Origin of the sequence: Engelhardtia mirabilis, assembly GCF_007748095.1 — a bacterium.
GTDB lineage: Bacteria > Planctomycetota > UBA1135 > UBA1135.
Map to the genome: position 1 here is coordinate 4,297,371 of NZ_CP036287.1, position 21,832 is coordinate 4,319,202.

General features: G+C 68.6%; 14 protein-coding genes. 8 read left to right on the forward strand and 6 right to left on the reverse strand.

All coding sequences use genetic code 11. The annotated features are described in order from the left end of the window. The first annotated feature begins 15 nt into the window (after positions 1-15). From Pla133_RS26380 to Pla133_RS15955, 7 genes are all read left to right on the forward strand, one after another. Positions 16-375, forward strand: a complete 360-nt coding sequence (locus tag Pla133_RS26380; RefSeq protein ID WP_419191590.1) for a hypothetical protein — start codon at positions 16-18, stop codon at positions 373-375. A 158-nt stretch (positions 376-533) separates the two neighbouring features. Beyond that, complete coding sequence (locus Pla133_RS26385) at positions 534-1,934, forward strand: mechanosensitive ion channel family protein (protein ID WP_419191591.1); 1,401 nt, start codon at positions 534-536, stop codon at positions 1,932-1,934. Between the two features lie 811 nt (positions 1,935-2,745). Next, positions 2,746-6,936: a chemotaxis protein CheB gene (locus Pla133_RS15935; protein WP_145066985.1), complete on the forward strand. Its 4,191-nt coding sequence runs from the start codon at positions 2,746-2,748 to the stop codon at positions 6,934-6,936. 154 nt (positions 6,937-7,090) lie between these two features. Continuing rightward, positions 7,091-8,113: a YncE family protein gene (locus Pla133_RS15940; RefSeq protein WP_145066987.1), complete on the forward strand. Its 1,023-nt coding sequence runs from the start codon at positions 7,091-7,093 to the stop codon at positions 8,111-8,113. Positions 8,114-8,849: 736 nt separating this feature from the next. Then, entirely contained in the window at positions 8,850-9,833 is a 984-nt protein-coding gene (locus tag Pla133_RS15945) for a 4Fe-4S dicluster domain-containing protein (protein WP_145066989.1), read from the forward strand. Beyond that, positions 9,830-12,622 (forward strand): molybdopterin-containing oxidoreductase family protein, encoded by a 2,793-nt coding sequence (locus tag Pla133_RS15950; protein WP_145066991.1) that lies wholly within the window; start codon positions 9,830-9,832, stop codon positions 12,620-12,622. Before Pla133_RS15945 ends, Pla133_RS15950 begins: the two co-directional genes overlap by 4 nt. A 110-nt stretch (positions 12,623-12,732) precedes the next feature. Next, positions 12,733-13,218 (forward strand): molecular chaperone TorD family protein, encoded by a 486-nt coding sequence (locus Pla133_RS15955; RefSeq protein ID WP_145066993.1) that lies wholly within the window; start codon positions 12,733-12,735, stop codon positions 13,216-13,218. A 101-nt stretch (positions 13,219-13,319) separates the two neighbouring features. Here the strand turns inward: Pla133_RS15955 and Pla133_RS15960 are convergent, their stop codons facing one another. From Pla133_RS15960 to Pla133_RS15985, 6 genes are all read right to left on the reverse strand, one after another. Beyond that, positions 13,320-13,673, reverse strand: coding sequence for a hypothetical protein (locus tag Pla133_RS15960; protein WP_419191592.1), 354 nt, complete (start codon positions 13,671-13,673; stop codon positions 13,320-13,322). A 332-nt stretch (positions 13,674-14,005) separates the two neighbouring features. Beyond that, positions 14,006-15,601 carry a hypothetical protein gene (locus Pla133_RS15965; protein WP_145066995.1) on the reverse strand — a complete coding sequence of 532 codons (1,596 nt, stop codon included), beginning with the start codon at positions 15,599-15,601 and terminating at the stop codon, positions 14,006-14,008. 24 nt (positions 15,602-15,625) lie between these two features. Continuing rightward, entirely contained in the window at positions 15,626-16,234 is a 609-nt protein-coding gene (locus tag Pla133_RS15970) for a hypothetical protein (protein ID WP_145066997.1), read from the reverse strand. Next, positions 16,215-18,584 carry a DEAD/DEAH box helicase gene (locus Pla133_RS15975; protein WP_419191593.1) on the reverse strand — a complete coding sequence of 790 codons (2,370 nt, stop codon included), beginning with the start codon at positions 18,582-18,584 and terminating at the stop codon, positions 16,215-16,217. The genes Pla133_RS15970 and Pla133_RS15975 overlap by 20 nt, the downstream gene beginning before the upstream one ends. Next, positions 18,581-18,817, reverse strand: a complete 237-nt coding sequence (locus Pla133_RS15980) for a hypothetical protein (RefSeq protein ID WP_419191594.1) — start codon at positions 18,815-18,817, stop codon at positions 18,581-18,583. The genes Pla133_RS15975 and Pla133_RS15980 overlap by 4 nt, the downstream gene beginning before the upstream one ends. Positions 18,818-19,425: 608 nt before the next feature. Then, positions 19,426-20,481 carry a type IV toxin-antitoxin system AbiEi family antitoxin gene (locus Pla133_RS15985; protein ID WP_145067003.1) on the reverse strand — a complete coding sequence of 352 codons (1,056 nt, stop codon included), beginning with the start codon at positions 20,479-20,481 and terminating at the stop codon, positions 19,426-19,428. Positions 20,482-21,387: 906 nt separating this feature from the next. On the opposite strand from Pla133_RS15985, the gene Pla133_RS15990 reads away from it, so the two are divergent. Next, positions 21,388-21,612, forward strand: a complete 225-nt coding sequence (locus Pla133_RS15990; RefSeq protein ID WP_145067006.1) for a hypothetical protein — start codon at positions 21,388-21,390, stop codon at positions 21,610-21,612. The last annotated feature ends 220 nt before the right edge of the window (positions 21,613-21,832 follow it).

Sequence of the window (21,832 nt, forward strand, 5' to 3'; positions counted from 1 at the left end):
ATCCGTCGGATCCCCATGCAGTTGCCCCACCTTGCGCCGCTTCTCGCCCTCCTGACGATCCTGACCGGCCCCGCGCGATCGCAGGGCAGCGCTGGAGCGACAGCTCCGGGCACGGCGGGGATCGAGGCGCTGCAAGAGACCACGACCGCGGCTGCCGGACAGCAGCTCTCGGAGCCCGTTCCGCTCGTGGTCTGGAATCGCGAGATCGCCGTGCTGCGGGTCGACCTCGGAGGCGTGACCACCCAGGAGCGTGCGCGGCGCGCCGCCGAGCGCATCCTCGCCCTGCCCGACGACCCACTCGGACCGACGACCCACTCGGACCGACGATCGCGATCGAGGCCACGCGGCTCGGATCCCTACCCGGCTTCAACCTGATCGTCGGCGGAACGATCGTCTTCACGCTGTTCGAAGCGGACGTCGACCCCTCCCTCGGCGAGCCGCTCTCGGTCGCGGTCGACCGCGCGCGCGCCCGACTGGCCGAGGTTCTGGGGGCCCGAGCCAAGCAACGCAGTCTGCCGCTGCTCCTGCGGGGAGTGGGCCTGGCCCTCGCGGCGACCATCGGCCTGGGGGCTGTGCTCTGGCTGCTCGCCCTGATCAAGCGCGTCACGATCAAGCGTGCGCGCAAGAGCGTCGCCCGCAGCGAGCGACTTCGCGTGCGCGACGCGGACCTGCGGCCCTACGCGGCCGAGGCGGTCGAGCGGCTGATCGGGATCGTCAACCTGGGTCTGATTGGCGTCTCGCTCTACATCTGGCTCGAGTTCTGCCTGACTCGCTTTCCCTACACCTCACCCTGGAGCGCCGCCCTCGGGACCCAGCTCTGGGAGCTGGCACGGTGGATCGTCGATGGGGTCCTCGAGGCCATCCCGGGGCTGATCGTCGTAGCCCTCGCCTTCTTCGTGACGCGCGGCATCGCGCGCGCGATCAGCGTCGCGGTGGCGCGTATCGAGCGTCGCGCGGAGCGCACCGAAGGCGTCGCCCCCGAGACCGTGCGAGCGACACGCCGCCTCGCCGTCGCCGCAGTCTGGATCTTCGGCATCGTGTTCGCGTACCCCCACCTGCCCGGCGCCCAGAGCGACGCCTTCAAGGGAGTCAGCGTGGTCCTGGGACTGATGGTCACGCTCGGTTCCTCGGGGCTCGTGAATCAGATGATGAGCGGATTCGTCGTGCTGTACTCGAAAGCGGTACGCAGCGGCGAGGTGGTCCGAATCGGCGACATCGAGGGGCAGGTCACCGATCTGGGGCTGCTCGCCACGCGCGTGCTCCTGCCCAGCGGCGAGGAGGTCTCGATCCCCAACGCAGTCGTTGTCACCCGCGAGATCACGAACTTCAGCCGCGGCCCCGGCGAGGGTCGCGCCGTGGCTTCGACCTCGGTCACGATCGGCTACGACACCCCCTGGCGCCAGGTTCGGGCGCTGCTGCTGCTCGCCGCGCAGCGCACCGATGGCGTCGCCCGTGAGCCCGCCCCGCGCGTCACCCAGACGAACCTCTCCGATTGGTTCGCCGAGTATCGGCTGATCTTCGAGGTCGAGGACGGCAAGCGCCGCGCGGCGATCATCAACCAGGTCCACGCGGCGATTCAGGACGCGTTCAACGAGTACGGGGTGCAGATCATGTCGCCCCACTTCGTCGGACAGCCGGACAGCCCGATCGTCGTCCCACGCGGCGCGCAGGAGCCTGAGCCCGCCCCCCGCTTCCGCTTCACAAAGGAAGCGCCCCCGGCCTCGTTCGACCCCGTCGAGCAGGCCGCGCAACAGCGCGCGGAGCGCGAAGCGGAGGAGCAGGCCAAGACCGAGCGGGTCCGGCTCCGCGAGGAGCGCGGGCAGGCGGAGAAGGAGGAGAAGGCGCGGGCGAAGGAAGCGGAGCAGGCGCCGGAGGGGGACCAACCGTCCGAGGACGACCCCGAGCGCCCGAACCCTGTGGACCCGGCCTCTTAGGCGTTGCGATGGCGCCGTGCGCCGGCCGAGCATCGCGGTGCGCACGGGCGCAGCCCAACGACTGGGCGCCGACGACCAGGGAGTGTGGTTCGGTCCCTTGGGTGCCCCAGCAGGCCGCACTCGCGAGGGCCTCACGGCAACTGGCAAGTCGGTGCCTCGGCCTGGCCCCAGACCCTCTGGCTCGAGGCACCAGGTGCTGCAGTGCTCGGTCCGACAAGAGGGCCCCGAGCGCAGATATCGACTGATCTAGCCGGACAACCATGCGGAGACAACGCGACCCACCGTCTCCCCTCTTCCGCACCACTACGAGAATCAGCATCGGGCGCGGGAGCGGTCGCCGCGGCGCACACCCCTTCCAGAACGGATCGCGACCATCGCTGCAAGGAATCCCAGTTTGCCGCCTCCAAGTCCCAAAGGAACTACGCAGCGCCCCACAACCCACGCCCTCGGCTCGCACCCCCCAGGCCAGATTGGCTGGCCCACAGCGGTCACCAAGCGTCGCGGCCAGTGCCTCCAGCTCGTCAGCAGCCGAGGGCCGGCGCTCAGGGTTGCTGGGCGCGGGTCTTGATGAACGCTGAGGGCAAGCACCACAGCGCCTTGCACGACCTGCTCGAGATCGCGCGGACGTGCGGACACGGGGGACCCCTGCGAGCCAAGACCCCGCTCGGTCTGGTAGCTGGTTGGAAAAGCCCGGAATCGAGATCTCGGCCCGGACAAACAAGTGACTTGGTCTCCGCCTACCCTGGATCACCCCCGAGTAGCAACGCTCCACCCCGTCCCTCCGGACGGCTACGCGCGCACCGGCATCTTCATGAACAAGCGCGTGCGAGAGCGTCAGGCAGCTGCCCAGTCCTCAGAGACGGGCGAAACGATTGCGGGTCAATCGTTCTGGATCGTCGGCATCGGCGCATCGGCCGGAGGCTTGGTAGCGATCACGGAGGTCCTTCGGCCGCTTCCCGACGACCTCCAGATGGCCTTCGTCGTGATGATGCACCTGGACCCGACTCGCGCGAGTGGTCTGTCGGACCTCCTCGGGCGCGCGGCGTCGATGCCCGTCGTCCAGGCGACGGATGCGCTGGTGATGGAAGCTGGGCACGTGTACGTCCTTCCTCCCAGCACCTACATGATCGTGCAGGGTGACAGCCTGCGCCTCGTGCCGCGGGATCAGTCTCCTGAACCCCACCACCCCATCGACCTCTTCCTGCGTTCGCTGGCCCAGGAATGCGGCAGCCGCAGCATCGGCGTGGTCCTCTCGGGAACCGGCACGGACGGCACCTGCGGCCTGGAAGCCGTGCGGGCCGCCGGCGGTATCACCTTCGCCCAGGACGCTTCGGCCGAGCACAGTGACATGCCCTGCAGCGCCGTGGCTGCTGGCTGCGTGGACGCTGTCCTCTCCACCGATGGCATCGCGCGCGACCTCGTGCAGATCAGCCGCGACCCCTCGCAGTGGCTCGAGAGTCGCACTCTCGATGAGTTCGACGGCGACCACGCCGAGGAAGCCCAGGGCAAGGCCCTCGACGAGCTGGTGGGACGGCTGAGCCGCAGCACAGGCATCGACTTCCGCAACTACAAGCAGTCGACGATCAGGCGGCGCATCCAACGGCGGATCGTGATCCTGAAGCTGGATCGCCTCGAGGACTACTTGAAGTTCTTCGACGAGCACCCCGATGAAGCGGAGACGCTCTGCCAGGAGATCTTGATCCACGTCACGAGCTTCTTTCGCGACCCGGAGGTCTTCGAGGCCCTCGAGCGGAAGGTCTTCCCCAAGTTGTTGGAAGGCAGGCTCCCCGACGAAGAGCTGCGCATCTGGGTCCCCGGCTGCGCGACCGGCGAGGAGGTCTACTCCCTCGCCATCGTGCTCCTGGAGTTCCTCGCTCAACGCTCCTCCAACCTGACGATCAAGCTGTTCGGGACGGACGTTTCCGAGATGGCCATCAACCACGCGCGCGCCGGCCAGTACTCGGAGCGCATCCGCGCGGAGGTCTCGCAGGAACGGCTGCGACAGTTCTTCGTGCAGGACTCGGAGGGCTACGTCATCGCCAAGGCCGTGCGAGACCTGTGTGTCTTCGCGCGCCAGGATGCGACTCGGGATCCGCCGTTCTCCAAGATCGACTTGATCAGTTGCCGCAACCTCCTGATCTACCTCGGTCCGGCGCTGCAGCGGCGGGTGCTCCCGATCTTCCACTACGCACTGCGCGAGGGCGGCTTCCTGTTGCTCGGGACCGCGGAGTCGGTCGGGGCGATGAAGGATCGTTTCACGGCCGTTGACGGCGCACGCAGCATCTTCTCGCGCAAGGCCGTTCCCTTCCGACTGCCATTCGATCTCGCTCGCGTGGAGCACTCGGCGCGCCGTAGCGGTCACGATCCCGCGCTGCCCTCCAGGCGCACGCCCAGCAGCGTGGACGCGCAACGCGAAGCCGATCGCGCGCTCCTGGCGAAGTACGCGCCACCAGGGGTCGTCATCGACGAGGGCCTCGAGATCCTGCAGTTCCGGGGCGATACGGGTTCCTTCTTGGTGCCGGCCCCCGGAGCGCCCAGCAACAACCTGCTGCGAATGGCGCGCGAAGGGCTCCTGACCGACCTGCGCGCGATCGTCGAGGAGGGCAAGGCCAGCACCGAGGCGATTCAACGGACGGGCCTCCGCATCCGCGGCGACGGCCGCGAGGTCCTCGCCGACATCGAGTTGATCCCGCTGCGTGTTCCAGAGTCCGTGGAGCGGTGTTTCTTGATCCTGTTCAAGGAGCGTCCGCAGCCGCCCGCGCCGACGGCGACCTCCACTCCCCAACTCGTGCCTGGGGCGGCCGAGGCAAGCCGCATTGCGGAGCTGCAACGTGAGCTCCACACGACCCGCGACTACCTGCGCGCCAACGTCGAACGCCTGGAGACCGCCAACGAGGACCTGCGCTCCTCCAACGAGGAGGTCCTCTCCAGCAACGAAGAGCTGGTCAGCACCAATGAAGAGCTGCAGACGGCCAAGGAGGAGCTCCAGGCCACGAATGAGGAGTTGCTGACGGTCAACGAGGAGCTCCAGCACAGGAACCACGAGGTGACGCTGCTCGGCGACGACCTCGCCAACCTGCTGAACAGCGTCCAGATCCCAATGGTCATGGTCGGGCCCGATCTGCGGATCCGCAGGTTCACCCAGAGTGCTGCCAAGGCCTTCGGCCTCGTCGCCACCGACGTCAATCGAAGCATCCTGGATGCGCGCTTGGATGTTCAGGCCGTGGATCTCGCAGCTATCCTGCACACGGTCATCGAGACATCCGCTCCGATCGAGCGGGAGGTCCAGGACCGGGAGGGGCGCTGGAGCGTCCTGACCGTCAGACCCTATCGGACGCAGGAGAAGAAGGTGGACGGGGCAGTCGTCGCCCTGACCGACATCGACGCCCGCAAGAGGATGTCCGAGGACTTCGAGCGCGCGCGGGACTACGCGCAGGCCGTGGTGATGGCCATGCGCGAACCGCTGCTGGTTCTGGACGCCGACCTGAAGGTTCAGCAGAGCAACCGAGCCTACTTCGAGGCCTTCCCGTCAACGACGCAAGACCTGCTTGGAAGCCTTCCCAGCGAGGCGGGCGGCGCACACTGGGCCACCGGCGAAGTCCTCGACGCGCTCGTCGCGTTCCGTGATCGAGGCGCGACGATCGAGGGCCTGGCGGTTCAATGCGACGTGCCTGGTCGCAGAATGCGCTTCCTGCGACTGAACGCCCGCTCCGTGCCCGGTGACGGCGAACGTGAGGCGTTGACCCTGTTGGCGATCGATGACGTCACCGATCGTGAGCAGCAACGCGAGGAGCACGAGCGTTTCGCACGCGAGGTCCAGGACTCCCAGCGACTCGAGAGCCTGGGCGTCCTGGCCGGTGGTGTCGCACACGATTTCAACAACATCCTGACCGCCATCCTCGGCTTCGCGGATCTGCTCGCGATCGAGCTGCCTCCGAGCTCGAATCAAGCCAAGTTTGTGGGGCAGATCGTGGATGGTGCTCGCCGCGCGGCCGAGCTGTGCAGCCAGATGCTCGCCTACTCTGGGCGGGGTCACTTCCAGATCGAGTCATCGAACCTCAATTCGCTCGTCCGCAAGTCCACTCCGCTCTTGGAAGCCATGATCGGCAAGAAGGCTCGGCTGCGATACGAACTCTCGCCCGAGCTCCCCTCCGTCAACGTCGACGTGGTGCAGATGGGCCAGGTCATTGCAAACCTGATCCTCAACGCATCGGAGGCCCTGGGTGGCGAGGAAGGCGAGATCGTCGTCTCGACCGGCGTGATGCAGGCCAACGACGAGTTCCTCGAGGGTGCGGCGGTCTGCGGACTCCGCGCGGGTCGCTATGTCTTCCTGGAAGTAGCGGACACCGGTCAGGGCATGACCGCCGAGGTTCGCGAGCACCTCTTCGACCCGTTCTTCACCACCAAGTTCGCCGGCCGCGGCCTCGGCCTGGCTGTGGTCCTGGGCATCGCTCGAGGGCATGGTGGGACCCTCACCGTTAGATCCGAACTCGGCCGTGGCTCGGCGCTCCGACTCCTGCTCCAGGTCGGAACCATAGCCGTCCTCGATGTGGAATCGGTTGCGGCTCAGGATCAGCCCCCGTGGCGGGGATCGGGAACTGCCTTGGTCGTAGACGACGAACCGGAAGTTCGCGCGGTCCTTCGAACGATGCTGGAGCACGTGGGCATGGATGTCGTGGAGGCGGGCGACGGCCGGCGTGGGATCGCGGAACTCCGCGACCATGCCGAGACGATCCGCGTCGTGCTGCTAGATCTGACCATGCCCGTCATGGGCGGCCGGGATGCGTTCGTCACGATGCGCGAGTTGCGCCCGGATCTGCGCGTGATCCTGATGAGCGGCTACGAAGAGCAGGAGTCGGTGGAGTCCTTCCCCGATTCGAGCCTGTCGGGCTTCCTCCGCAAGCCGTTCACCTTGGGCGATCTCTCGTGCCAACTGCGCCTGGCGATTCCCGACCTGGGAGGAGCCTCCGCGCCGGAAGCGACACCGACCTCGCCCCGATGATCTCGGCGAGCTCCTGGTCAGCCTGCGCTGGTGGAGCTGCCGGAGCTGACTCCCGGCAGTCCCCGCGGACAAGGCTCGACCCGTGCCCAGGACTTCGGTGCCAGAAGCCTGGGCACGGCCCCCACTCGCTGCCACAACCCCCGTACGCAAGGGAATGCTCGTGATCAAGCAAGTGCTCCTGGCCCTGACCCTGGGTGCCGCGCCGTCGTGCGCCGCGCAGGAGGCCGCGCCCGTCTCTGAAGTGCCGCTGTCGGTCGTGGCCGAGATCGCGCTGCCCGGCGTCGAAGGGCGCATCGACCACCTCGCCGTAGACTTGGAGCGCGAGCGGCTCTACGTCGCTGCGCTCGGAAACGACAGTGTCGAGGTCATCGATCTGGCGCGGGGCCAGTGGCTGCGCCGGATCGATGGGCTGGACGAACCACGGGGCATTCTCTACCTGACGGCGACCGACCGTATCGTGGTCGCGAGCGGCGGCGCCGGCACCTGCGTCGCGATCAACGCCGAGACGTTCGAGACAGCGGCGAGCGTGCCCGTCGGCCCCGACTCCGACAACCTGCGCTTCGACGACCGCCGCAGGCGCGTCCTGGTGGCGAACGGCAGCGCCCTCGGCGCGCTCGACGCGGGTACGCTCGAGGTGCTCGCGTCGACCCCCCTCGGCGGCGGCCACCCCGAGGGCTTCCAGCTCACGCCCGACGGAACACGGGCGCTCGTCAACGTGCCCCACGCGCGCCAAGTCGTCGTGGTCGACCTGGAGCGCAGCGCGGTGATCGCACGCTGGAAGCTCGAGCAGGCGGGCTCGAACTTCCCCCTCGCGATCGCCCCCGCCAGGGCAGGTTCGGGCGGGACCGACCTGTGCCTCGTCGGCTGCCGCTCGCCCGCGCGACTGCTCGTCCGCGGCCTGCCCGACGGCGCAGCGCTGCAGGACCTGGAGCTCTCCGGCGACGTGGACGACCTGTTCCTCGACGCGCGTCGCGAGCGCGTCTACGCGGCCTGCGGCGTCGGCTTCGTCGACTGCTTCCAGCGCGACGGCGACCGCCTCACCCCTGGCCTCCGCACCCCCACCGCCCCCGGTGCGCGCACCTGCCTGTGGGTCCCCGAACGCGACCGCCTCTACGTCGCCGCGCCGCGCCGCGGCGCGCAGCCCGCGCGGATCTTGGTCCTCGCGCCGACGGGGTGATCGAGGTGTGTGGGAGCCACGGGGCCTGCACCAGCGGTCCGAGTTGGCGCGCCTGCCGAGATGGGGCTCGACATGGCTCGGCGGGGAGGCCCAGGGGGGCGAAGCGCGGAGGATCGGACCGCCCCGACGACCTCGCCGGATCTGCAGGCCTCCACATCGACCGATCCCGAGGGACCGCCGCATCGGGGTCGGCCTCGGCCCAGCAAGCGTCAGCCCGGTTCGGTCACCAGGATCCGTGCCCAGTGCGTCCCCCTTCGCCATGCCGATCTACTGGTACCGGCGGGTCTGGGCGCCTCGACCAACGCCAGCATCGAGACCGATCCAGTCAGGTCGCAGAGGCTGGGCAGTCCCCATTCGGATCGGGGACTGCGCCCAAGCAGCCTGCGAGCCCTTGGGGTCCCGCCCTGGGTCGGGTGACCCAGGGGGGGTGCGACATGGGCGAGGTCGACCAAGTCTCTCGGTCGACCTCCTTCGGTACACCGCTCGGCCGAAGGGCAAAGTGCTGGTGGGTTGCATGGCCACAGCGATTGCGTAGGCTTCCCCCGTGCTCGATCGGCCCTCCCGGCGACTTCGGACCGCGCTCCCTGGAGCGGGCTTCACCTGAAGCCGACGCCTTCGTGGCGGCGTGTCCGTTTAGTCGCTGAGCCCTCCGCTCGTCGACCTCCACCTCGACCCATCCGGATCACCGCCAGCTCGTTCCTGCCCACTCCACCGTGGGTCGAGGTCTCACGATTCGATGGCGCAAGATCCCGATGCCGACCAGACCGGTGGCGCGCAAACCGGTGCCCAACAACGCGGCGCTGACCAACGCGGTGCCCACCAGCAGGATGCCGCAGAACAGCAGGCGCCCAGCGCGAGTTCCGTCGATCGGCGGCAGTTCCTCTCCGGCACGCTCGGAGCCGTAGCCAGCGTGGCGGGCGCCTCGGCCGCGACGTCGGGCCGCGCGAGCTCGCCCGAGGACCTGTTCCTCCCCGAGGAGGCCTGGCGCGAGCGCATGACCGCCCCCGAGGACGGCAAGCAGTACGGCTGGGTCGTGGACACCCGCCGCTGCTTCGGCTGCCACGGCTGCGAGGTGGCCTGCAAGGCGGAGAACGACGTGCCGCTGGGCAACTACATCCGCCAGACCGTCTACCACGACCACACACGATCAAACGGTGCCGTCGCGCGCATCATGGTCCCGATGGCCTGCCAGCACTGCGAGGACGCGCCGTGCATCAAGGCCTGCCCCTGTGGCGCGCTGCACAAGGGCTCGGGGGGCAGTGTCCAGGTGAACTACGACACCTGCTCGGGGCATGGCGCTTGCAAGGAGGTCTGCCCCTACGGGGCGATCTACATCGACCCGGTCGCCAACCAGGCGGTCAAGTGCCACAACTGCACCCACCGCGTCGACGAGGGGCTGGAGCCGGCCTGCGTCGAGACCTGCCCCAGCGGAGCCCTCTTCTTCGGCGATCTGAACGACCCGGAATCGGCGGTGTCCAAGGTAACGGCTCAGCTCGAGAAGGAGGGCGCGCTCGAGACCCTGCGCCCCGAGAAGGAGACCCGACCGCGCATGAAGTTCGCAGTGGACGAGAATCACCCGCTGGCGGCCTGGGAGCCCAAGATTCCCGGCGAGGGTCAGAGCTATCAGAACGACGCCTACAGCGTCTATTCGTGGGGCGAGCCCGGATTCGACGGCGGGGCCGGCGACGGGGAAGCGGGTGAAGAGGGAGCCGCGCGATGAGCACACAGAACCCCGACCGCCGCTCGCTGCTGCGCCTGGGCGCCGCCCTGATGGGCGGAGGTGGCCTGGCCGCCTGCGCCTCCACTCCCGAATCCGCGCAGGGTCCCACCGTCGTGCGCGGGCGATCGGCGGCGGCCTCCGAGAGCGCGCGCGTCTGGCAGGAGGGCGCGGGCAAGCCCTACTCCGAAGGTGTCCTGCACGCCCCCGGCGTCTGCCCCCTGCCCGGCCCCAACAAGAAGACGCGCTTCCCGGATCCGGACAAGTACAAGGACACCGAGCGAGTGCCCGGGATGTGTCAGCTCTGCTCGACGGTCTGCGGCACCATCGCCCACGTCAAGGACGGGCGGGTGATCAAGATCGACGGCAACCCCAAGGATCCCAACTCGCGCGGCAAGCTGTGCGCCCGGGGTCAGGCCGGCCTCAACCACCAGTACCACCCCGAGCGCCTGCTCTACCCGCTGAAGCGTGTCGGCGAGCGCGGCGCGGGCAAGTGGCGGCGTATCACCTGGGACGAGGCCTACGACGAGCTCGCCACGCGCCTGAACGCCTGCCGCGAGAGCGACCCGACCCAGTTCGCCTTCCACCAGGGCCGCAGCCGCTCGAAGGACCCGGTCTCGGCCTTCTTGGACGCCTTCGGCACGAAGACGCAGCTCAACCACCGCGGGCTGTGCTCGGCCTCGCGCCGCGCGGCGAACCTGACCTACCTGTTCGAGTCGGACTGGGACCTCGGCGACTACCAGCACACGAAGTACATCTTGAACTTCGGCTCCAACATGTTCGAGGCTCACCAGGGCCACGTCGCCGGGGCCCAGCGCATCCAGCAGGGCCGCTTCGACAACGGGGCCAAGCTGGTCACCTTCGACGTGCGCATGTCGAACACCGCCGGCAACTCCGACGAGTTCTTCATGCCGCGCCCGGGAACAGACGGCGCCATCGCCCTGGCCTTGGCCCACGTGATCGTCAAGGAAGGCCTGGCGGACGCGCAGTGGTTCAAGACCTGGGCCAATGCCAGCCTCGAGGACGTCTGGGAGCACGTGTTGAAGGACACGACCCCTGAGTGGGCCGAGGGCGTCAGCACCGTGCCCGCCGCGGACATCGCGCGCATCGCTCGCGAGTTCGCCGCCGCTGCGCCGCGCGCCACGACGATGTGCAATCGCGGCTCCTCCGCCCACGTCAACGGCTACTACAACGACCGCAGCATCATCCTGCTGAACGGCCTGGTGGGCAGCGTCGGCAAGCACGGCGGCTGGTGTTGGATGTGGACCGGCGGCATGGATTCGGGGCGCTTCAAGCTGCCGCCGCAGCCGGCCAAGACCAGCGCGAAGTCCGTCCTCGCCGACCCGCCGGAGTTCGTGCTCGCCAACACCTGGAACACGATGCGCGTGGGCGAGATCGTGTATTGGTACCTGAAGCAGGAGCGGGCGCGGATCCAGGTCTACATGACCTACAACCTCGACTCGCCCATGACCTGGCCCGAGATGGACGTCACGCGCAGCGTCCTCTTGGACGAGGACAAGATCGGGTTCCACGTCTGCATCAACCCCTTCTACAACGAGACGGCGCACTTCGCGGACATGGTCCTGCCCTGGACCACCTACCTCGAGCGTTGGGAGCTCGACGCGCGCGGGGCCTACAACCTGAGGCCCTACGTCAACGTCCGCTGGCCGATCGCCGAGCCCCTGGGCGAGGCCAAGGACCTGCGCGAGATCCTGCCCGAGCTCGCGCGCCGCATGGGTGGCGACATGGCCGAGCAGTGGTTCGCCCAGCACAGCCAGGAGGAGTACATGCGCGAGTGGGCGAAGGACATCCCCTTCGACGCCGAGAAGTACGCGGACCCCCTCGACTTCCTGCGCCACGAGGGGGCCTATGAGGATCCCGAACAGCGGCCCTACTTCGAGCCGCACCTCTTGCCCTTGACCGAGGCCGATCTGGCGGACTCCGTGACGGACGAAGCGACCGGGGTCATCACCAAGGACGGCAAGGGCATCGGCATCTGGATCGACGGCGAGGCGGTGCGCGGCTTCAAGACCCCCAGCCGCAAGTTCGAGGTCTACTCCGAGTTCGTGGTCAAGACCGCGCGCAACGAGGACACCAGCGATCTGACTTCGCTCGCCAACTCGAAGGGTAAGAATCGGGCCTCCCACCACCGCGGGCACGAGTACGAGCTCTCGCCCTGGCCCAAGTTCGAGCTGCCCGAAGAGCACCGGGACCTCGACGAGGACCAGCTCGTGATGACGTCCTTCAAGTGGTGCGTCCACAACCACGGTCGGACCGCCAACCTGAAGTGGTGCTCCGAGATCGTGCACTCGAACCCGGCCTGGCTGCACCCGGAGACGGCCAAGCGCTTCGGGTTGAAGAACGGCGACTGGATCGAAGTCACAGGCTATCGCTCGACAACCCTGCACCGGGCCATGCCCGGGCTCGAGCTCGGCGACGGCCCGATCGAGCGCAAGCTCGAGCTGCCGATCGTGGTGACCAAGGGGGTCCACCCCGCTGCCATCGCGATCTCGAACTCCCTCGGGCACGACCAATACACCCGCGTGGCCCAGGCCAGCAGGCAGGGTCCCGTCGGCAGTCAGTCCGCGGGGATGGACCGCGCCGGCCTGCGCGACGAAGACTGGGAGCGCAACATGTGGTGGCAGGACGACTCCGGCGGCGACCGCGCCAAGTGGCAACGCAACACCGGCAACGGCTGGGCCCAGAACCACGTGCTGCCGATCGCTCCGGACTACATCTCGGGCCAGCAGGCCTTCAACAGCACCGTCGTGCGGATCCGGAAGCTCTCGTGACAGGGTCGCCGAGCGCCGACGCTGCACCGGGCCACGAGGCGCCGGCGGACCCCGAGCGAGCCCCCCTGCGGGCCGTCGCGGACCTCCTCGGACAGCTCCTACTGAGAGAGGTGGACAGCGCCCAACTCGAGCGCCTGCGCGAGCCGCCCCTCGCGGCGGCGCTGGGCGAGTGGGGCATCGAACTCCCGCCCCCCACCGAGCAGGCGAGTTGGATCGAGGCCCGCGGCGCCGACTACCACGACCTGTTCCTGCGCCCAGAGACCGGACCGCTGGTCCAGTCCCTGTGGACCCAGGGTCGCTACGAGGGCGACGCCACCGTGCGCGTGCGCAAGCTGGCCGAGGTCGCCGGCATGGAGTTCCAACGCTCCGCCGCCCGCGGTGCGGCGGTCGACCACCTGGGCAGCCTGCTGCTCCTGTGGAGCGCGACCGACGGCCACGCCCAGGCCGTCGCCGACGAGATCGCGGCCGCGCATCTGGAGTGGGGACTCGCGGGGATGGCCCGAATCGAATCGACCGGCGGGTTCTACGGCGCCGTGGCTGCCGCGGCCGCCGACCTGGTTCGCGCGATCCTCGCGGCGTCGCCACTCACGCGTTAGGACGCACCACGCGCCCGATCTCGACCACCCCGACGGAACGCACCCCTCCCCGGTCCCCCCGAGCTGTCCCCCTCTGCGCGCCGCCGAGACGCAAGGACGGCTCAGTGAGCACGGCCGCCGCCCCCCAGGCGCTTGGCGAGCTGGGGAGTCGAACATGTCTCCTCGGGACTCTCCGCACCCTTCTCCGTGCGGGCGGCAACGACCCTGGCACCGGGGGGCTCCGCCATCGCGCGAAGGTAGCGTTTCTCCGACGGGGTCAGGCGATCGAAGCGAACGCGGAAGAAGCTCTCGTCGAGCGAAGCAATCGCAGATGCCGAGGCAGTCTCGACATCGTGCAGGGCAATCGGCGAACTCAGCGCAACGTCCCAGACATGCTTGCCCCACTCCTGGAGGAAGTAGGGGTAGCCATGCGTTTCCTCCACGATGCGATTCAGTGCCTGCGGGTCGAACTCCACACCTTCGACCCGCGCAGGTTTCGCGAGCGCCGAGCAAGCGTCCCCGGGAGGGAGTGTGAGCGCGGTCGATCGGATGGGTGCCGTCGGACCGCTTGCCTCTGACTGCTTTCGTCGAGTGCTCCGGTTGTAGTGGTACCGAGCCAGTGTCCTGGATCAGCAGTTCGGCGTGACTTCCCAGGCTCCGATCGCCGCTGGCGTCGTTGCGCGTCCTCCGATCCTGCCCCCGCTACCACCGACCAACGCAAAGAGCCGCCCCCTTGGAGGCGGTCCTTTGCGTTGGTTGGTGGTAGCGGGGGCCTCATGTGCTCGACAGCAGAGCGCGATCGGCACCGTCAGCCCCTCCTTCCATGCCTCGCCGTCCCGAGGTGCTCGTCGAGCTCGCCTTGCAGCGCCGGGTAGCGGCTGTAGCGGGATCGCAGTCGGGCGATCCAGCGGCCGCCTTCCGGAGTCGCGTCGAGGTTGGCGCACGCAGCGACCAACTGGGCCGCGTGCCCGTAGTGCCGGCGCCGCTGCTCCTTGGTCACACCCTCCACACGCTTCTCGGCCGCCTTCCGCATGGCCGCGAGCATCGCAGACCTGGCCTCCGCACAGATCGGCCGCCTGACTCCAGCGGCCTCCAGGATCGCGGCCACGTCGGGCGCCCGGAGTCGCGGCTCGTCCGGATCGGCGTTCATCGGTCCCAGCTCGTCCAGGTCCATGCAGCGCACCGGCGACGGTCGGCGGCCGGACCCGGCTCCGGAATCCCCATCGCCCAACAGCTCGGCGAACAGTGGAAAGACCAGGTGACCCGGATGCTCCGGGCTCGACCAACCCAACCCCGGCGCCGCGGAGAGCCGCTTCGCCGCGGACTCCAGGTCTCCGACTACCATGTGGAGCACGGCACGCTGACGCTCGTCGCGCTTGGGACACGCCTCGAGTGCCTCCACCGTGCTGCTCCTGATTCGGGCTGCGGTCCGAGCCGCACCGAGCCAGCGCCGGAGCCGTACCAGGCTCGGTGCCTCGCGCCACACCTGCTCGAGTCGAGCAGGCAGGTCTCGGCGGCCGAGCTCCTGCGCGGCCAGCGCGGCTCCGTCCAGGAACTCGCCGCGACGGTGCGAGTCATCGCGGACGGTCTCAGCAGCTTCCTCGAACGCCGCGAGCGCGGCCTTCCAGTCCGTCACTTCGACCAGCGCACGACACCAGACGCGCAGGTCCTGGCCGCGCCGCGTAGCACGCGCATGCGCCGCGAGCCCATCCACCCCCTCGAGGCGCTGCACGACCTCACGCATCCATCGATCCTCGTCGGAGTCCCAGCCACCTCGGCTGGCGCCGCCGGCGGCTTCCTTCTCGATCAGGGCACGCCACCGAGCCAGGAATCCGCCGAGGTCCGGCAACGGCTCGACGGCGACGCTCTCCATCTCTGAGAGCGGCTCCCAAAAGAGCCCCAGGTTTCCAGCCGCACGGAGCGCAGCGTGGACGGCCTCCGCGCGCTCTCCGGGATCGACGGTCATGTAGGTCGCCACGAGGTACCGCGCGGCGCACTGCCCGATGTCGACGGTGAGCACTTCGTCCGCCATCTCGTCTTGACCGAGATCGATGTCCGCGACGGCGATCGGTGGCAGCAAGGCGTGGAAGATCCGTCGCGCGCCCTCGTAGTCCTTGCGGAGGAAGGCGCCGGTCCCGCGGCGCAGGAACCGGTCGACGGCGCGCGGATCGGCGTAGTGGCTCCGCTCGGCCGTCTTCGCGAAGGAAAGGACCTCGGCCACCGCGTCATCGTCGGGGCCCTCGGGTTCCCACCCACTCCCCTTTCTCGCAGCGCAGGCCACGAGCCGATCGACCATCATGCCGCGCGCACGCTCGTCGAGATCGGGAAGCGCCTCCCGCAGCAGCTCGCGAAGATCCTCGGCTTCCAGCGCCTCGAGGGCGCCGGCCAAGCTGATTGCGGTCATCTTTCTCCTGCGGCGCCCCATGGGCTAACCCGCGCACTCCTCGAACAGAAAGGGCCACTCGGCCGCGCACTGCTGGCGCAGTCTGGCGAGCAACGCCTCGGGGTCCCTCCCCTCCTCGTGCGTGCCGAGCGTCAGGTAGTGGTTCCTCTCCTTGTGCACCGCGTAGAGAATCCACTCGCCGGTCAGACGCCTGCGCCACGCCCGGTCCTCGTACCCCCCCACCGTGAGCCGATGGGCCAATACACGAGTCCACATGACCGGATCCTCGCCATGTTCTTTGGCGATGGCCGCAAGTGCTTGGTCCAAGGCCTGGTTCCCGCCGCGATTCAGGCCCCAGCGTAGGCAGATGTTGCGCGGAATGTGCCGGGCGGACGAGTAGTGCTTGTGCCAGAACCGCTGAAGAAGTGGATGCCGAAACGGCTTGGGCTCCTTGGTCATCGACGATTTCCCGATGCCCTCCAGAAAGTCCATCTCGTCGAGAACGGGGAAGTAGTCCCCGCGGCCCTCGCGCAGTGCAACCAAGAGGATGGCGAGCGAAGTGCTCACACGATCTGCGTACACTCGTCCACCCACGGCCTCGACCTTCAGGCTGCGACGCTCGTCAGGTCCCAGACTAATGCGCTGCATCTCCATGGGACAGTCCGCCCTGGCCTGTGTTGTTCGTGAATCCGATGCCCTGGAGCGTCCTCTGCCGCCGGGCCTGCATCCGAGCGAGGACGGGAACCAGCCCATCTCGGTAGTCGTAGACGGTCACGGCGTGCTTCATTGTGTGCGAACGGAGGATGCGCCCAGCGTACTGGATGACCTTCCCGCGGAAGGAGATCGGGAACGCCAGCACCAGCGTGTCGAGGCGCGGCAGGTCGAAGCCCTCCCCCACCAAGGCCCCGGTGGCGACAACGAGCACGGGATTCTCTCGGCCCGCATCGTTCAGACCGGCGACACGGGTGAGACGCTCCTTCTTCTTCACGCCCCCGTGCAGCACGACCGGAGAAGTTCCGGCCGACTGCAGGGTCTCGGCCAGGCGTTCCAGGTGGTCTCGCCATTCCGTCAGGACCAGGCAGTTCTTCCCGTCCTCCACGGCTTCCCGGACGTCTTCGCAGATCAGACGGTTCCGGCCCTCGTCCTGCACGAGTTCCCGGTAGACCTGCTGGATGGGAGCGTCGACCCCCAGATCCGGTTCGAAGCCCGTCGCGCGAACGACGAGCCAGCGCTCCATCGCATCGGCATCCGGGTTCCCTTCGGAACGGTAGCGGACGGGGCCGCAGCGCATCGTGATCAGCTCTCCGAGCCCGTCGCGCCGGTAGGGTGTCGCGGTCAAGCCCAGGACGAACCGGGCCGCGGCCTCCCGAATGACCGCGTCGAACGAGACGGCCGGGACGTGATGGCACTCGTCGACGACGACCTGTCCGTAGTCGGCGAACACCTCACTCGCCGCGTCGGGCTGGAGACTCTGGATCATGGCCAGGTCGATCACCCGACTGCGGCGCTTGCGCCCGCCTCCCAGCTGTCCGATCTCCCTGGAAGACAGGCCCAGGGAGCGCTGGAGCTCGAGTTTCCACTGATCGAGCAGGTGTTTGCGGTGGACCAGCACGAGCGTCGGGACGCTCCTGGCCGCAATCACCGCACATGCCACGCGCGTCTTGCCGCTTCCCGGAGGCGCGACGAGAACGCCCTCGTCGTGGCGTAGGAGTTCGCGCGCCGCCGCTTGCTGGATCGGCGACAGGGCCTCCTCGAGGCGCAACGCAATGCGGCCGGGGAGCGTTCGCGAGTCTTCGACGTCCAGCCGTGATCCGACCTCTCGAACTGTGGACTCGAGCTGGCTCAGGACTCCCCGTGGAAGGTCAAGATGCGTCAGGTCTTCTCCGTAGCAGCGCACGAAGCGTGGCGTACCGTAGACCGACAGGCGCAGCTTCTGTCGCTTGTGGAACTCGGGATTGTGCAATGAGGCGAGATGCTTGATCCGAGCCAGGAGCGACGGCGGCAGGCCCGAGCGCTCCAGCGAGAGCCTCGGGCCCTGCACACAACGGATCGACTTCGGCGGGGGCGGCTCGGGAGCAGAACGCCCCCACCGCGACGGAAAGTTCGATCCTTCGGCTCCCACGTCCATCGGCGGCAGTTCGCCCAGGAGCGCCTCGAGAGCACCCGGCGTGAGGCGCCGCACCAGGCTGAGGCCCCGCCATGGATCGGGCCACGGCCGTAGTTCGCGATCGAGAAACTCCGTGTTCCCGAGCGCACGAGTTCCCTTCTGCAACGGCAACGCGATCAGGTTGCCGAAGCCGCCCTTGGGCATGAAATCCTGGTTCGGGAACAGGCGGTCGTAGCTCGTGAGCTCCATCTCACCCCTGGCGACCATGGTCTCGCGCAAGAGCCCGGTACCCAGCCTCCGGGCCTGGACCGCCGACACCGGGCGTGTGAAGAAGATCCAGACGTGCCCCCCCTGCCCGGAGCGCGACCGCTCCAGATAGGCGGGGACCCGCCATCGATCGGCCGCTTCCAGGAATCCGAGCGCGTCCGGTGCCCACGTCGGCCCGTCGAAGTCGCAAGCGAGCAGGCGGCACGTGTCATCGCGGAGGAGCGGGTAGAGCCCGACGGTCTCCTCACCCGCGAGGTGCCGAAAGAGAACTTCCTCGGTCAGCGGAAGGTAGTCCTTGGCGCCGCACCCCGAGCGGCCGCGCGCCGCCGGCGAGTACCCCTTCTTCCCGCTGCGCTCGTCGCACCAGTAGCGGGCATACACGTCCTCGCGACCCCGGAAGAGCACTCGGAACAGCGCGATCCTGTCTCGGGCCGTGGAACGAGCGTCCACCTGCGGCAGCGGATCGTCCTCGGGGAAGAGACGACCTGCCTCGACGTCGGCTTCCGGCAGGACGCCCGGCGGCAGGCCGAGCATCCCCCGAAGGCGCTCGTTCTCCGCGCGGAGCCGTGCGTTCTCATCCTCGAGTCCGGCCATGCGGTCAGTCGAGGGCTCCGCAAGCTGCAAGCTCATCGTTCGCCGTCGCATTGCCTGACCAACTCGCGCACGAAGCCGGCGACATCAGCCAGGAACGTCGCGTCCCCCTGGCGAGCCAGGAATGCTGCGACGCGCATCGCACCGACCGAGTCCGGCGTCGTGAAGTCGCCCTCGAGGATCCCGAGCGCATCGCGCGCTGCGGGATCATCGAGCAACGGACGGAACACCTCGGCGACCGTACGTGGACCGTCGCCGTGGTTGCGGAGCACGTAGTAGAGATCGTATGCGTCCTTGTTCTCGCCTCGCGACCGGAACGCAAGCGCCTTCAGAACCCAGGTAGGCCGCCGGTCCACAGACCCACACCTCGCGCACGGCCCGTTCGCCAAGGAGCGTCTCCCCGTCCAAGGTCACCTTCGTTCGGTCGCGAAACGCGAGCGGCAGCCCGGGGGCGATCAATGCCGCGAAGTCCTCCTCGAGGTCGCGGATCGTTCCTCCGCGGTCCACCGGCGTGCTCGGCGGAATCAGGAAGTCCACCGAGACGCCGCGTGAGCCTCTCCACACCCAGCGCTGCCGAGTTCTCCGGCCGGCCTCGTTCGCGTCGGGGCCGAATCCGGCCCGACGCAGGCGTTCGCTCAGTTCCTGGTAACGACCCTCATTGAGGAGACCCAGCGCGAGACCTATGTCCACGTCCAGCGTGCCGACATGCCGCTCCGCCCCGCTCGGAAGGGGCTCTTGAGCAACGATCAGGGACGGAACCAGACCGCCGACAAGGACAATCTCATCCGTCATGTCGCCGATCACGGTCGCCACGTGGAGGCACGTCCGGCGGGCACGTTCGAGGAACTCCGGGCCGTAGCCCACCGCGGTCGTCGGCTTGTCAGGCACGGCTACTCCAGGAGAGCAACGTCTCCTCGATGTGACGCGCAGCCTCGCCGGCTCGTTCCGGCTGACCCAAGAGGTCGAGCCAGACCTGGATGGGACTGGCGCAGGGGAGGCCGTCCATCTTCTCGACGCCGGCGAAGACGCCCTCGTCGACGGGGAGTGCCAGCCAGAGGTTCGCGCCGCGCTCCTCCTCGTGGAAGCCGAGGCTGTCGAGGACGTCACTCGACGGAAGGTCCGCCACGAAGCAGGTCACGGTGCGGAATGCGGCGAAGTGCGTGAGCAACCAGGCGCCAGCCAGGCCGGTGGCCGCGTGCTCGATGCCGGCGCCCGACAGCGCGTTCGACACACGAGCCAAGAGCTCGTCCCCGGACCGCGCGGCAACGTGACCGCGGAGCAGGTGATGCCGCTCGAACGCGTAGCGTTCGGCCCAAGCCTCGAGCAGAAGCTCCGGATCACGCACCCGGACGCCTCCCCGCTCGTTCCGCTCGATCAGCTCGAGTTCCTCGAGGCGCCGCACGACACGGCTCACAAACCCCGCCCCCACGTCGATAGCCGCGGCGATCTCCTTCTGGACGTGGAACTCGCCCTGATGCAGCAGGAGCCACCGCGCGACGCGCGAGCTCTTCGGCGCGAACGGGTTCGAGGGACGCCCCCGCCGCTTGAACCGGTTCTCTTTGCCTTCGACGCGGACGTGAACTCCCGGCGCGTCGATGTGCGCGTTCCCGGAGAGGTCCAGCCAGCTCACCCCGCTTTCGCTACAGATCCGCCGTCCCGCGTCGCCCATGAAGGGCACGGCGAGGAGCGCCACGTGCTCGATTCCGCTCCCATCTCGAAAGGCGGCGAGTTGTCGAATCCCCGCCGACACGCCTGCCACGTCGCCGGAGACCTTCCACTCGACGAGGTAGGCATGATCGCCGACCCGGATCACCGCATCGGGCTGGCGTCCGACCGCAGGGCCTGCGGGCCGGGTGGCCTTTGCCGGCGTCTCGAGCAGTTCCTCGAGCCGTCGAGCGACCTTCTCGAGGGCCAGGGGTTCGGGCGGGGGTTTCACAGTTCACTAAATCTAGTTGATTTACCCGCGGGTCTATCGAGCCATTCTCGGCCCGCGCCCAAGCTGGGCAGGCCCCGGAACCCTAACAAGGGCCGAACTTCGGGTCCACTCTGCTCCGGGGCTCACGGGCCTGCTTCTGGATCTCTCGGTCGCTTGTCAGGTTCGCCGCGGCCCGCCGCTTCACCCCGCTGGTCGCTACGGGGAGCAGGACTCCCCATCGCGGCTCCGAACGTCAAGTGAAGCCCGGCCCGGACCCCGGGGCGGCTCTCCGGCCCCCGGAATGGGCCCCTGGGGGGTCGCACAGCGCCATGGCCGGCTTGCCAGTTCGAACTTCTAGTGTTTCCTTCCCCCCGGGAAGGCCCTGATCGCCCTGGCTGCAGCGAACGACCTGAGTCTCCATGGGGGTATCCGGCAGCCCCTGCCAGGCCAAGACGACGCCCCCAGGCGCAGGGCGGCCGGTCCGGGCCCCAGGTGGCTGCCCGCTACCTCCGCCGCTCGACCGACCGTCAGAAGCAGTGCATCCCCGACCCGAGGAACGCCGTCCGGCGTCCGGCCTTCCAGGAGATGGTAGGGCTGGCCCAGCAGGAACGCTGGCTGTCGTCGTACGTCGTCGGCTACGACGTCAACCGCTTCGCGCGGGCTCTACAACGACGAGGCGGGGTACTGCCGGCGCAGCTTCCGCATCGACGGCGTTCAGGTGCTGTACGTCGGCGGCAACTTCTCAGGAGGTGCGGCCCGCGACCTGCGGCGGCCCGTCGAGCAGTGTCAGGGGCGCGAGGATTCCAAGGACCTCGCCAAGGTGACGATCCGGGGGATGCTCTCCCGCGTCGAGAGCGGCTACTGGAACGGCGGTTCTCCCCCGCCGACCACGCCCTCCGCTACGAGGGCCCGCGCGAGGACGGCGGGGTGGTCCTCTTCGTCCTGCGATGCCAGGCCGACGGGAGCAGGCTGGTCCTCGACGAGTCCGGCGAGGTCGTCCGCACACTCGGTCGCGGGGAGCACCTGCTGGCTTCGAAGCGGGATCCCAGCCGCCGCATCCTGAGCTCCCCGGAGCGCGTCGGCCTGGTCCGCCGCATCTTCACGATGAGCGCGGTCGACCGGATGGGTGCCGTCGGGACCGCTTGCACCTGACTGCTTTCGTCGAGTGCGCCGGTTGTGGTGGTACCGAGATTGGCGTTCGACGGGCCGAGTGAATGAGCCGCGAGGATGGCGGGCCGGTCAAGGCCTTCGGGTTGGGGGCGCCCCCCGCACTCGAGTCGATTGGCGGGGACTGGGGAAGTTCGCGGAGGCCGGGCAGGAGCAGAGACCAAGCCATGCGACGGCTGGGGCGAGCTGGCAGGAGTTTCGTTGA

Bases quoted from the DNA above. Each gene is read 5' to 3' on its own strand.
- Pla133_RS15950 (WP_145066991.1), top strand. From the start codon at position 9,830: ATGAGCACACAGAACCCCGACCGCCGCTCGCTGCTGCGCCTGGGCGCC.
- Pla133_RS15935 (WP_145066985.1), top strand. From the start codon at position 2,746: ATGAACAAGCGCGTGCGAGAGCGTCAGGCAGCTGCCCAGTCCTCAGAG.
- Pla133_RS26380 (WP_419191590.1), top strand. From the start codon at position 16: ATGCAGTTGCCCCACCTTGCGCCGCTTCTCGCCCTCCTGACGATCCTG.
- Pla133_RS15965 (WP_145066995.1), bottom strand. From the start codon at position 15,601: ATGACCGCAATCAGCTTGGCCGGCGCCCTCGAGGCGCTGGAAGCCGAG.
- Pla133_RS15970 (WP_145066997.1), bottom strand. From the start codon at position 16,234: ATGGAGATGCAGCGCATTAGTCTGGGACCTGACGAGCGTCGCAGCCTG.
- Pla133_RS15940 (WP_145066987.1), top strand. From the start codon at position 7,091: ATGCTCGTGATCAAGCAAGTGCTCCTGGCCCTGACCCTGGGTGCCGCG.
- Pla133_RS15945 (WP_145066989.1), top strand. From the start codon at position 8,850: ATGGCGCAAGATCCCGATGCCGACCAGACCGGTGGCGCGCAAACCGGT.
- Pla133_RS15975 (WP_419191593.1), bottom strand. From the start codon at position 18,584: ATGAGCTTGCAGCTTGCGGAGCCCTCGACTGACCGCATGGCCGGACTC.